We start from the raw sequence: 12697 nt of genomic DNA on the forward strand, positions 1-12697 counted from the left end.
GGCCTGCCCTGACGGCCGCTCAACGAGCGGGGCCCCCACCACCGGTGGGGGCCCCGCTCGTACGTTGATGACACCGACCCGCCATGCTCGCCTCGCGGCAAGTGGTCGCTCGAAGCGACTAAGGTTGGGCCCGGGGGCTTGGATCGAGCCGGTGTCCCGTCCAATGTAACGCATCGGCCGCCACGGGCAAGAAGAGCGGCCGGTCTTCTCGCGGCGCGTTCCGCCGGGTCCGGTGTCCGCTTGTCGGGTCCGCACACTCAATGCACGTTATTTCTGACTTCTCCCTGGCAGGTGCGACGATCGAGGTCTAACATGCGCTGCGTGCCGATTCAACATCTTGTTGAAACCCGACACCGTGTTGAACTGCGTTCGGCCCGCAGCCACCCTCAGTGGACGGAAGAAGGACGTCGATGGCGACGGTGCCCAGTGTCTCCAACTCGATCACGGTGCGGCTGGAGGTCCCGGCCAGCGGCAGTGCTGTCAGTGCGATCACCACGGCGGTCGAGTCCTCCGGTGGATCGGTCACCGGTCTCGACGTGACGGCCTCCGGCCTGGAGGCCCTGCGGATCGACGTGACGGTGGCCGCCTCCTCGGTCGCGCACGGCGAGGAGATCGTCGAGAAGCTCCGCGCGATCGACGGCGTGTCGATCGGCAAGGTCTCGGACCGTACCTTCCTGATGCACCTCGGCGGCAAGATCGAGATGTCGTCCAAGCTGCCGATCCGCAACCGTGACGACCTCAGCATGATCTACACCCCGGGTGTCGCCCGGGTCTGCATGGCGATCGCCGAGAACCCCGAGGACGCCCGCCGCCTGACCATCAAGCGCAACAGCGTCGCGGTGGTCACGGACGGCTCGGCGGTGCTGGGCCTGGGCAACATCGGCCCGGCGGCCGCGCTGCCGGTGATGGAGGGCAAGGCGGCCCTGTTCAAGCGCTTCGCCGGCATCGACGCCTGGCCGATCTGCCTGGACACCCAGGACACTGACGAGATCGTGGCCATCGTCAGGGCGATCGCCCCGGGCTTCGCCGGCATCAACCTGGAGGACATCTCCGCGCCGCGCTGCTTCGAGATCGAGGCCCGGCTGCGCGAGGCCCTGGACATCCCGGTCTTCCACGACGACCAGCACGGTACCGCGATCGTGGTGCTGGCGGCGCTCACCAACGCGCTCAAGGTGGTCGGCAAGGAGATCGGCGACATCCGGGTGGTGATGTCGGGCGCCGGCGCCGCCGGTACCGCGATCCTCAAGCTGCTGCTGGCGGCCGGCGTCGAGCACGCCACCGTGGCGGACGTGCACGGCGTGGTCCACCAGGGCCGTGACGACCTCAACGACTCGCTGCGCTGGATCGCCGAGCACACCAACCGCTCGGGCCGCACCGGCACCCTCAAGGAGGCCGTGGCGGGCGCCGACGTGTTCATCGGCGTCTCGGCCCCGAACGTGCTGGACGGCGACGACCTGGCCACCATGGCGACGGACGCGATCGTGTTCGCGCTGGCCAACCCGGACCCGGAGGTGGACCCGGCGGTCGCCCGGCAGACCGCCGCCGTGGTCGCCACCGGCCGCAGCGACTTCCCGAACCAGATCAACAACGTGCTGGTCTTCCCGGGCGTCTTCCGCGGCCTGCTGGACGCCCAGAGCCGGACGGTCAACACCGAGATGATGATCGCCGCCGCCCGGGCGCTGGCCACCACCGTCGCGGACGACGAGCTCAACGCCAACTACATCATCCCGAGCGTTTTCCACAAGGACGTCGCCAAGACGGTCGCCGCCGCCGTGCGCGACGCCGCGCTGGCCGGGGCCCAGGAGGACCCGGCGCCGTCCCGTCCCACCCCGGGCATCGTCGGCACGCTGGACACCGCGTCCTTCCCGGTCGTCAAGCTCTGACCGGGAGCGCGCCGGAGGTGTCGCGGATCGGTCAAATGACCGATTAGCGGCCTTACCCACCCAAGCCCGCCCCGAACCCTTGCGACACAAGGGCGAGGGGCGTGTTTGGGCTTGTCGTGCCTAGGGCGTACGGTAGCCCTGCACGGGGCAGGCGTGTCCGACAAGTACGGAACGTCCCCCTGGTCTTCCGGCGCGTCGTCCCGACCGCCGCCCGCGCCCGGTCCGCCGGAGCCGACGGAGCGTCATACCTCCGGCGGGCGGGCGTTGTTCGGGCGGTGGAGCCGGGGGCCCGATTGGCTTTCTCGGGGCAGGTCGGGGCAGGATTCGTATCCAGGCAGGCAGGCGGGCCTTTTCGACGGCACCGGCGCGCGGCACGGGGTACGAACCCGGCCTGCGACCACGCATTGCCTGAATGAGCACAGTGTGCGGACCTGCGGCCCATCCGGATGCCCCCGGAGGGAGCACCGTGTGGGCCCCCGCACACCGCAAGCGAACAGACCACAGGAGTACACATGAACCGCAGTGAGCTGGTGGCCGCGCTGTCCGAGCGCGCCGAGGTGACCCGCAAGGACGCCGACGCCGTTCTGGCCGCCTTCGCCGAGATCGTCGGCGAGGTCGTCGCCAAGGGCGACGAGAAGGTCACCATCCCCGGTTTCCTGACCTTCGAGCGCACCCACCGCGCTGCCCGCACCGCCCGCAACCCGCAGACCGGTGAGCCGATCCAGATCGCGGCCGGCTACAGCGCCAAGGTGAGCGCGGGCTCCAAGCTCAAGGAAGCCGCCAAGGGCGCCTGAGCAACCCCTTGAACGCCCGAGAGGCCGGGCTCCCCGTGAGGGGGGCCCGGCCTCTCGCCGTGGTGCGGGCCGGTCAGGCGTCGACCAGCTGCTCGTTGGGCAGCTCGACGTGGGCGCCGAGGTCGCGCAGCTTCTCCATGAAGTTCTCGTAGCCGCGGTTGATCAGGTCGATGCCGTGCACCGTCGAGGTGCCCTGGGCCGCCAGCGCCGCGATCAGGTACGAGAAGCCGCCGCGCAGGTCCGGGATGACCAGCTCGGCGCCGATCAGCTTGGACGGGCCGGAGACGACCGCGGAGTGCAGGAAGTTGCGGGCGCCGAAGCGGCACGGGGTGGCGCCCAGGCACTCGCGGTAGAGCTGGATGTGGGCGCCCATCTGGTTGAGCGCGCCGGTGAAGCCGAGCCGCGACTCGTACACCGTCTCGTGCACGATGGACAGGCCGGCCGCCTGGGTCAGCGCGACCACCAGCGGCTGCTGCCAGTCGGTCTGGAAGCCCGGGTGCACGTCCGTCTCCAGGGCGATCGCCTTGAGCTCGCCGCCCGGGTGCCAGAAGCGGATGCCCTCGTCGTCGACCTCGAACGCGCCGCCGACCTTCCGGAAGGTGTTGAGGAAGGTCATCATCTCCAGCTGGCGGGCACCGCGGACGTAGATGTCGCCCTTGGTGGCCAGCGCCGCGCAGGCCCAGGAGGCGGACTCCAGGCGGTCCGGCAGCGCGCGGTGGTTGTAGCCGGAGAGCTCGTCCACACCGGTGATCAGGATGGTCCGGTCGGTGCCCATCGAGATGATCGCGCCCATCTTCTGCAGCACGCAGATCAGGTCGACGATCTCCGGCTCGATGGCCGCGTTGCGCAGCTCGGTGACGCCCTCGGCGAGGACGGCGGTGAGCAGCACCTGCTCGGTGGCGCCGACCGACGGGTAGGGCAGCTCGATCCGGGTGCCGCGCAGCCGCTGCGGGGCGACCAGGTAGGTGCCCTGCGGGTGCTTCTCGATCGAGGCGCCGAACTGGCGGAGCACCTCGAAGTGGAAGTCGACCGGGCGGCCGCCGATGTCGCAGCCGCCGAGGCCCGGGATGAAGGCGTGGCCGAGGCGGTGCAGCAGCGGGCCGCAGAACAGGATCGGGATGCGTGAGGAGCCCGCGTGCGCGTCGATGTCCGTGACGTTGGCGCTCTCCACGTGGGAGGGGTCGAGGATCAGCTCGCCGTCCTCGTCACCGGCGCGCACGGTCACGCCGTGCAGCTGGAGCAGGCCGCGAACCACCTTGACGTCGCGGATGTCCGGGACGTTGCGCAGTCTGCTGGGGCCCTGTCCGAGGAGGGCGGCGACCATGGCCTTGGGTACCAGGTTCTTCGCACCGCGGACGCGGATCTCGCCTTCGAGCGGGTTTCCGCCGTGGACCAGCAGGACGTCGTCGGTCATCGTTCTCGCAATCCGGGGTGCCAGAGGAGTGGGTGGGGCTCCGGTCAGAGAGCCGGCGGTGGACCGGTCGTACGGGCGCGTTCGGGCCCCCGGCGTGACCGAGTCGGCACCGTAAAAGGGCGTCCACCATCAGTAGATGGTAGTAGGCGTGCGGCTGGTTCCCGCCTGCCTCTCCCGTGATGGTGCTCTCTCGGGGTGGTGTTCCGCCCGCCGACACGTCCGTACGGGTGTTCGTCGGGCCCTGTGGTGTTTCGTGTTGCGGTGTCCGCCCCCGGCGGTTCTGCGGGATCATGTGAGGCATGACGGCGGCCCATTCGCACGGAGGACGGTCCCACACCGGCCGTTTGCTCGTCGCGACCCCCGTGCTCACCGACCCGAACTTCGCCCGGGCGGTGGTGCTCCTCCTCGACCACGACGCCGAGGGGGCGCTCGGCGTCGTCCTCAACCGGCCGACGCCGGTGGAGGTGGGCAGTGTGCTGGACGGCTGGGGCCGCCTGGTCGGGCAGCCGGCGGTGGTCTTCCAGGGCGGGCCGGTGGCCCTGGACTCGGCGCTGGGCCTCGGGGTGGCGCCGGGGGAGCCGGGGACCGGGGAGCCGCTCGGCTGGCGGCGGGTGCACGGTGCGATCGGCCTGGTGGACCTGGAGGCGCCGCCCGAGGTGATGGCCGGCGAGCTGGGCGCGCTGCGGATCTTCGCCGGGTACGCGGGCTGGTCGCCGGGGCAGCTGGAGGCGGAGCTCGACGGCGGCGCCTGGTACCTGGTGGACTGCGAGCCGGGTGACATCTCCAGCCCCGAGCCGGAGCGGCTCTGGCGCGCGGTGCTCCGCCGCCAGCGCGGCCCCCTGGCGCTGCTGGCGACCTACCCCGAGGACCCCACGCTGAACTGACGTGCGACCGCCCCGGCGCCGTACTGGCCCGCTTTCCCGGGGCCCCCATAGACTTGGCACCCATGAGCACTCTTGAGCCCGAGCGCGGCCTCGGCACCGGCACCCTGGTCGAGCCCGTCCCCCAGGTGTCCCACGGGGACGGCGACCACGAGCGCTTCGCGCACTATGTCCAGAAGGACAAGATCATGGAGAGCGCGCTCTCCGGCTCGCCCGTGGTGGCGCTCTGCGGCAAGGTCTGGGTGCCCGGGCGCGACCCGAAGAAGTACCCGGTCTGCCCGATGTGCAAGGAGATCTACGACGGCATCGGCAAGCCGCAGGACGGCAAGGACGGCGACGGAAAGTAGTTCCGCCCGGTCTGGACCATTTTGCAAAATGCTCCATGAATGGTCTATGCCAGTCGGCCCGGCGCGGGCAGGATGGCGGAATGGACCTCATTCCCGCACCACTGAGTGCCGTCCGTCGCCCGGACGAGGACTTCCCCCTCGACCACACCACCACCCTGACCGCGCCGCCCGCGCTCGCCGACGCCGAGCAGTGGCTGCGCACCTCGCTGACCGCCGCCACCGGCCTGCCGTTCGGGCCGGGGCGGTCGGGTGAGGGCGTCGAGTTCGTTCACGACGGGACGCTGGGCGCCGAGGCGTACCGGATCTCGGTGCGTCCCGGCCACGCCGTGGTCACCGCCGGCGGTCCGGCCGGCGCCCTCTGGGGCGCCCAGACGCTGCGCCAGCTGCTCGGTCCGGACGCCTACCGCCGCGCCCCGCTGCGCCGCACCGGCTGGGTGCTCCCCGGCGCGGACATCGAGGACGCCCCCCGCTTCGGCTGGCGCGGCGCGCTGCTGGACGTCTCCCGGCACTTCCTGCCCAAGGCGGACGTGCTGCGCTTCCTCGACCTGCTCGCCGCGCACAAGCTCAACGTGCTGCACCTGCACCTGACCGACGACCAGGGCTGGCGGGTGGAGATCAAGCGCTACCCGGCGCTCACCGAGCGGGGCGCCTGGCGCGAGCGCTCGATGGTCGGCTACCGGCTCGGCAACCGTCGTGACGACCGCCCGCACGGCGGCTTCTACACCCAGGACGACCTGCGCGAGATCGTCGCGTACGCCGCCGGACGGGGGATCACCGTCGTCCCCGAGATCGACCTGCCCGGCCACACCCAGGCCGCCATCGCGGCCTACCCGGAGCTGGGCAACACCGACGTGGTGGACACCTCGGCGCTGGGCGTCTGGACCGACTGGGGCGTCAGCCGCAACGTGCTCAACGTCTCCGAGGGCACCATCCGCTTCTTCGAGGGGGTGCTGGAGGAGGTCCTGGAGCTCTTCCCGTCCGAGTTCATCCACCTCGGCGGCGACGAGTGCCCCAAGGAGCAGTGGAAGGAGAGCGCGGCCGCCCAGGCGCGGATCGAGGAGCTCGGCCTGGCCAACGAGGACGAGCTGCAGAGCTGGGTCATCCGGCACTTCGACGGCTGGCTGGCCGAGCGCGGCCGCCGGCTGATCGGCTGGGACGAGATCCTGGAGGGCGGCCTGGCCCCCGGCGCCGCCGTCTCCTCCTGGCGCGGGTTCGGCGGCGGGATCGCCGCCGCCCAGGCCGGCCACGACGTGGTGATGTGCCCCGAGCAGCACGTCTACCTGGACCACCGGCAGGCCGCGGGCGAGGACGAGCCGATCCCGGTCGGGTTCGTCCGCACCCTGGAGGACGTCTACCGCTTCGAGCCGGTCCCGGCGCAGCTGGACGAGGTGGCGGCCCGGCGGGTGATCGGCACTCAGGCCAACCTGTGGAGCGAGTTCATGGACAGCGCCCGGGACATCGACTACCGGGCCTTCCCCCGGCTCGCGGCGTTCGCCGAGGTCGCCTGGTCCGCGCTGCCCACCGATCCGGCCGCGCGCGACTACCAGGCCTTCGAGCGCCGGCTCGACGGCCACCTGGCCGTGCTGGACGCGCTGGGTGTCGCGTACCGCCCGGCCGACGGGCCGCACCCCTGGCAGCGCCGGCCCGGAGTGGCCGGCCGCCCGATCGAGGGCCCGCCGCCGGCGGTGTGACCTTGGCGGCACCGCCCTTTGCGGACGGTGCCCGGGAACTTCTGAGTGGTCATCTGACGTCAAGAACAGATGAACATCTGCTCCGGTCCTGATCGGGCCGGAGCAGATACCGCCCGGTATCCGTCCCAATCGGGCAGTCCCGTTCGCCCGCCCCGAAATGATCATCGAGCATTGTGTGCCAGAGTTGCCCAACCCGGCCCGATCGCCCGTACCCTACGGGCCAGGCCGGGCTGCCGACGCGGACACCTCGGCCGAAGGCCGCGGGCGGCAGGCGATCGATGAGCAAGTGGAGCACGGTGGGACCCAGGTGAACCGGACGATCATGCTGCCGGCCTCCCTCGACGAGGCCGTCGACGCGCTGGCCGCCACCCCGGCCGCGGTGCCGGTGGCCGGCGCCACCGACCTGATGGAGGCCGTCAACGCCGGACGGCTGCGCCCCGCCGCCCTGATCGGCCTCGGCCGGATCACCGAACTGCGCGGCTGGCGTTACGAGGACGGCGGCACCGCCGTCCTCGGCGCGGGGCTCACCCACGCCCGGATGGACCGCCCCGACTTCGCCGCGCTCATCCCCGCCCTGGCCGACGCGGCCCGCACCGCCGGGCCCCCGCAGGTGCGCAACGTCGGCACCCTGGGCGGCAACATCGCCACCGCCGCCCCGGCCGGCGACACCCTCCCGGTGCTCGCCGCGCTGGAGGCCAGCGTCACCCTCGCCCGGGCCGGCTCCACCCGCGAGGTGCCGGTCAGTCACCTGCTCACCGGGCTCGACCCGCTGCGCCCCGGCGAACTGCTCACCTGGGTGCGCGTCCCGCTGCTGCACGCCCCGCAGGTCTTCCTCAAGGCCACCGGCCGCAGCGGCCCGGCCCGCGCCACCGCCTCCGTCGCGCTCGTCCTCGACCCGGCCCGGCGCGCCGTGCGCTGCGCCGTCGGCGCGGTCGCCCCGGTGCCGCTGCGCCCGCTGGAGGCCGAGGCCTGGGTGGCCGGCTGCATCGACTGGGACGGCAGCCGCGAGATCGATCCCGCCGCGACGGCCGCCTTCGGCGAGTACGTGGCCGCCGCCTGCGTACCCGACAGCTACGGCGCCGAGGGCGCCTGGGAGGCCGTGACCGAGGGGCCGAGCGCGGCCGCCGTTCGGCTGCGGCGTACCGTATCGGTGCTGGCCCGCCGGGCACTGGGAAGGGCGCTGAAGTGACCACAGACCCCCTTGAGACCCTCGACGCGGGCCTCCTCGACCACGCCCCCCAGGTCAGCCGCGAGCTGCGCCCCTGCGCCTCGTACACGCTGCGGGTCAACGGCTTCGAACGGCCCGTCACCGACGCCTGGATCGGCGAGAGCCTGCTCTACGTGCTGCGCGAGCGGCTCGGCCTGGCCGGGGCCAAGGACGGCTGCGAACAGGGCGAGTGCGGTGCCTGCTCGGTGCAGGTGGACGGCCAGCTGGTGGCCGGCTGCCTGGTGCCCGCCGCGCTGGCCGCGGACAGCGAGATCAACACCGTCGAGGGCCTGTCGGCCGGCGGCGCCGCCAGCGACGTCCAGCAGGCGCTGGCCGAGTCCGGCGCGGTGCAGTGCGGCTACTGCACGCCCGGCATGGCGATGGCCGTGCACGACCTGCTCCAGCGCAACCACCGGCCCACCGACGTCGAGGCCCGGCAGGCGCTCTGCGGCAACCTCTGCCGCTGCACCGGCTACCGGGGCGTGCTGGCCGCCGTCCAGAGCATCGCCGACGCGCGCGCGCTGGAGGCCGAGCAGGCGGAGGACGCGCAGGTTGCCGCCGGGGAGGCAGCGGCCGCCGCGGTCCCGGCCCCGGGTGCGGCCTCGGTCGCGGGCGAGCCCGCCGGGGACCCCGAACCGGCCGCGCCGCCGACCCCGTCCGCCGAGGCCGCACCGCCGGCCGGCGACCTGCCGGTGTACACGGACGCCGACGCCTGGATCGAGCACGTCCCGCAGCCCCCCGCCGAGGAGACCCCGACCACCGCCGGGACCGGCGTCGGCCTGCCGTACGGCACCCCCGACGGCCAGGGCGGCTACGACAGCGGCGTGTACGACACCGCCGTGCTGTCGCCCGTCCAGGGCATCCCCGCCCAGGCCGCCGACGGGGCGGGCTACTACCCGCAGCAGGGCTACCCCGCGCCGTACCAGGGCGCCCCGGCCGAGGACGCCTACCCGCCCGGCGGCTACCCACAGCATCCCGGCTACGGCACCGCCACCGGGTACGACGGCCCCGTGTACGAGTCCACCCCCGCGCACGGCACCGCCTTCGACGGCACGCCCGCGCACGGCACGCCGTACGTCCCCACGCCCCCGCACGGCGTCCCGGCCGAGGGCACCGCCCCGGCCGGCCTCCCGTACGGCGCCACCCCCGCCCACGGCATCCGGCTCCCCGAGGACGACCACGCATCATGACGTCGCCTACCGACATCGGCACAGCAACCCAGCAGGACGGTGACGAGGGCGGCGCACCGGAGCCGTTCGGGCTGGGCAGCTCACCGCTGCGCAGCGACGCGCTGCCCAAGGCGCTCGGCATCTACCCGTACGCCGCCGACCTCTGGGCCGAGGGCCTGCTCTGGGGCGCGGTGCTGCGCTCGCCCCACCCGCACGCGCGGATCAAGGGCGTCGACACCTCGGCCGCGCTCGCGCTGCCCGGCGTGCACGCGGTCGTCACCGCCGCCGACCTGCCGGCCGGTCCGGACGGCAGCCCGGACGGCGCCCCGGCCGGGCCGGTCGTCGCCGACCGGCCGATCCTGGCCGCCGGGGTGGTCCGCCACCACGGCGAGCCGGTCGCCGCCGTCGCCGCCGACCACCCCGACACCGCCCGGCTCGCGGTCGGTCTGATCGCCGTGGAGTACGAGCCGCTGGAGGCGGTCACCGACCCGGAGCAGTCCTTCACGGCCGCCGCGCTGCACCCGGACGGCAACCTCTTCCGCCACCTGCCGCTGCGCAGCGGCGACCCGGACGCGGTCGGCGAGATCGTCGTCGAGGGCCTCTACCAGGTCGGCCGGCAGGACCCGGCACCGCTCGGCGCCGAGGCAGGCCTGGCCGTGCCCCGCCCGGACGGCGGGGTCGAACTGCACCTGTCCTCCACCGATCCGCACGGGGACCGCGACCGCACCGCCGGCTGCCTCGGCCTGGAGCCCGACCGGGTCCGCCTGGTGGTCACCGGCGTGCCCGGCGCCACCTCCGACCGCGAGGATCTCTCCTTCCAGGTCACCCTGGCGCTGCTGGCGCTGCGCACCGGCCGGCCGGTGAAGATGACCCTCACCCGCGAGGAGTCCTTCCACACCCACACCTCCCGGCACCCGGCGCTGCTGCGCTACCGCCACCACGCGGACGCCGAGGGCAAGCTGGTCAAGGTCGAGGCGCAGATCCTGCTGGACGGCGGTGCCTACGCGGACGTCTCGGCCGAGGCGCTGGCCGCCGCGACCGCCTTCTCGGTCGGCCCGTACGTCTGCCCGAACGTCTTCGTGGACGCCTGGGCGGTGCGCACCAACAACCCGCCGGCCGGCCGGATGCGCGGCGAGGGCGCCCTCCAGGCCTGCTTCGCCTACGAGTCGCAGCTGGACCAGCTGGCCGCGCGGGTGGGCGTGGACCCGGTCGAGATCCGCCGCCGCAACGCGATGGCCACCGGTGACCCGATGCCCACCGGACAGGCCGTCACCTGCCCCGCGCCGGTGGCCGCGCTGCTGGACGCCGTCTCCAAGGAGCCGCTGCCCGCGCTGCCGGTGGACGACCCGAACGCCGAGTGGCTGCTCCCGGGCGGTCCGGGCGGCGCGGGGGACCCGGCGGCGGTGCGGCGCGGTATCGGCTACGCCGTGGGCATGGTGCACATGCTGGGGGCCGAGGGCGAGGACGAGGTCTCCACCGCGACGGTGCGGGTCAGCGGCGACCACGCCACGGTGATCTGCGCGGCCGTCGACTCCGGGCAGGGCTTCGCCACCCTGGCCCGGCAGATCGTGCAGTCGGTGCTGGGCGTCAGCGAGGTCTACATCGCGCCGGCCGACAGCGACCAGTCGATCGCCGGGCCCTCGGCCCGCGGCCGGCACACCTGGGTCTCGGGCGGTGCGGTCGAGCGGGCCGCGCTGATGGTCCGCCACCAGCTGCTCCATCCGATCGCCGCCAACTTCGGGATGTCGGTGGAGCTGCTGCAGATCTCCGACGGCAAGATCACCTCCTATGACGGGGTGCTCGGCATGCCGGTCGCCGAGGCGCTGGAGGGCAAGGAGCTCTGGGCCACCGCGCAGTGCCGTCCGCACCCCACCGAGCCGCTGGACGAGGCCGGGCAGGGCGACGCCTTCGTCTCCATCGCGTTCTGCGCGATGCGGGCGGTGGTGGACGTGGACATCGAGCTCGGCGCGGTCCGGGTGGTGGACATGACCGTCGCCCAGGACGTCGGCCGGGCGCTCAACCCGCGGCAGATCGAGGACCGGATCGAGGCGGGGGTGGCGCAGGGCGTGGGCCTGGCCCTGCTGGAGGACCTGCGGACCGAGGGCGGCCTGCTGGTCAACCCCTCGCTCACCGGTTACCGCCTGCCGACCGCGCTGGACACCCCCGAGGTGCGGATCGCCGCCCTGGTGGAGGAGCGGGACGTGGTCGCCACCTTCGGCGCCAAGGCGGTCAGCGCGGCCCCCGCGGTGGTCGCCCCGGTCGCCGTCGCGGCCGCCGTACGGGCCGCCACCGGGCTGCCGGTCGGCCGGCTCCCGATCCGTCCCGAGGACGCCACCACCGCCTGACGCCCCGGGGCGGAAATCCGACCGGTTTTCCGCCCCCGGCGTGATTCCCGGGGCGTAATTTTCGAAAAATGCACGACGAATTGCCGGCCGGTGAATTTCTCGCCGGTCGGCAATTCGTTTCTGGGAGGCCATGACGGGAATCGAACCCGTGTACACCGCTTTGCAGACGGTTCCCTAAGCCACTCGGGCACACGGCCGTGGGGTGGAGCTGTGCGTGCGATCAGACGCAACAGCGACAGGCGCGACAACACCGGGGAGCGGCGACACAGGTGCGGGGCGCGAGGGCCGCCGTCTTCCTGTTCATGTCCGACTCCTGTCGTCGTTCGCCGTGTTGGTGAATTCATCATGGCGGAATGCCGGGCGGGCCGTCAATATCCTTTTGTAAATTCCGTGTGGCGGCTCGTGCTACGGTCGAGGACAGGTGGCCGCCACGCGACCGCCCCGGACGAGCGCGTCGTACCCGGTCAGGACAAGACGGCGCAGTACAGCGGCAACCCGGCCGCTGCCGACTGCGGAGGTCCGACCGTCATGGCCTGGCTCGTTCTGATCATTTCCGGCGTCCTGGAGACCGTCTGGGCGGTGGCCCTGGAATCGTCCAAGGGCTTCTCCCGGCTCGTCCCCAGCCTCGTCTTCGGTGTCGCCCTGCTGCTGAGCATGGGCGGCCTGGCATACGCGATGCGGTCCATCCCGATCGGTACGGGGTACGCCGTCTGGGTGGGGATCGGTGCGGTCGGTACGGCGCTGTACGGGATGGCGGTGCTGGGGGACGCCGCCACCCTGGCGCGGATCGGCTGCCTGCTGCTGATCGTCTCCGGTGTGGTCGGCCTGAAGGTGCTGCACTGAGCCGGCGGCCCGCCGGGCGGGGCACGCCCTAGGCCGCGTATTCGGTCGTGATCAATGGGTTCGGGTGAGGTCCTTGATCCAGATCATTGCGCCGCGGAGGTGAAGGCCGGCGAGGTAGCTTTC

The 12697-nt window shown here is 72.9% G+C and carries 9 protein-coding genes, 1 tRNA gene, 1 pseudogene and 1 riboswitch; of the genes and pseudogenes, 9 read left to right on the top strand and 2 right to left on the bottom strand.

Annotation, left to right across the window (positions count from 1 at the left end; translation table 11 throughout):
* Positions 1–410 precede the first annotated feature (410 nt).
* Entirely contained in the window at positions 411–1883 is a 1473-nt protein-coding gene (locus AB0P06_RS26965) for an NAD-dependent malic enzyme (RefSeq protein ID WP_363611647.1), read from the top strand.
* 512 nt (positions 1884–2395) lie between these two features.
* Entirely contained in the window at positions 2396–2677 is a 282-nt protein-coding gene (locus tag AB0P06_RS26970; protein ID WP_030059737.1) for an HU family DNA-binding protein, read from the top strand.
* Positions 2678–2750: 73 nt separating this feature from the next.
* Here the strand turns inward: AB0P06_RS26970 and murA are convergent, their stop codons facing one another.
* Positions 2751–4091, bottom strand: coding sequence for a UDP-N-acetylglucosamine 1-carboxyvinyltransferase (murA, locus tag AB0P06_RS26975; protein WP_363611649.1), 1341 nt, complete (start codon positions 4089–4091; stop codon positions 2751–2753).
* Between the two features lie 299 nt (positions 4092–4390).
* Here murA and AB0P06_RS26980 point away from each other — a divergent pair, with 299 nt between their 5' ends.
* From AB0P06_RS26980 to AB0P06_RS27005, 6 genes and pseudogenes are all read left to right on the top strand, one after another.
* Entirely contained in the window at positions 4391–4975 is a 585-nt protein-coding gene (locus AB0P06_RS26980; protein WP_363611651.1) for a YqgE/AlgH family protein, read from the top strand.
* 62 nt (positions 4976–5037) lie between these two features.
* A complete protein-coding gene (locus AB0P06_RS26985; protein ID WP_363611653.1) occupies positions 5038–5319 on the top strand; it encodes a DUF3039 domain-containing protein in 282 nt (93 codons plus the stop codon).
* A gap of 80 nt (positions 5320–5399) precedes the next feature.
* Positions 5400–7010, top strand: a complete 1611-nt coding sequence (locus tag AB0P06_RS26990) for a beta-N-acetylhexosaminidase (RefSeq protein WP_363611655.1) — start codon at positions 5400–5402, stop codon at positions 7008–7010.
* A 322-nt stretch (positions 7011–7332) separates the two neighbouring features.
* Positions 7333–8199 carry an FAD binding domain-containing protein gene (locus tag AB0P06_RS26995; RefSeq protein WP_363611669.1) on the top strand — a complete coding sequence of 289 codons (867 nt, stop codon included), beginning with the start codon at positions 7333–7335 and terminating at the stop codon, positions 8197–8199.
* A gap of 77 nt (positions 8200–8276) precedes the next feature.
* Positions 8277–8723: pseudogene (locus tag AB0P06_RS27000) on the top strand ((2Fe-2S)-binding protein); the annotation flags it as partial.
* Between the two features lie 680 nt (positions 8724–9403).
* Positions 9404–11731, top strand: coding sequence for a xanthine dehydrogenase family protein molybdopterin-binding subunit (locus tag AB0P06_RS27005; protein ID WP_363611657.1), 2328 nt, complete (start codon positions 9404–9406; stop codon positions 11729–11731).
* A 125-nt stretch (positions 11732–11856) separates the two neighbouring features.
* Here AB0P06_RS27005 and AB0P06_RS27010 read toward each other — a convergent pair.
* A tRNA-Cys gene (locus AB0P06_RS27010) sits at positions 11857–11928 on the bottom strand.
* A 221-nt stretch (positions 11929–12149) separates the two neighbouring features.
* Positions 12150–12215: riboswitch (guanidine-III (ykkC-III) riboswitch) on the top strand.
* A 44-nt stretch (positions 12216–12259) separates the two neighbouring features.
* Here AB0P06_RS27010 and AB0P06_RS27015 point away from each other — a divergent pair.
* Positions 12260–12574 (top strand): SMR family transporter, encoded by a 315-nt coding sequence (locus AB0P06_RS27015; protein WP_363611660.1) that lies wholly within the window; start codon positions 12260–12262, stop codon positions 12572–12574.
* Positions 12575–12697: the final 123 nt, after the last annotated feature.

This window comes from Kitasatospora sp. NPDC088351 (genome assembly GCF_040685575.1).
GTDB lineage: Bacteria > Actinomycetota > Actinomycetes > Streptomycetales > Streptomycetaceae > Kitasatospora.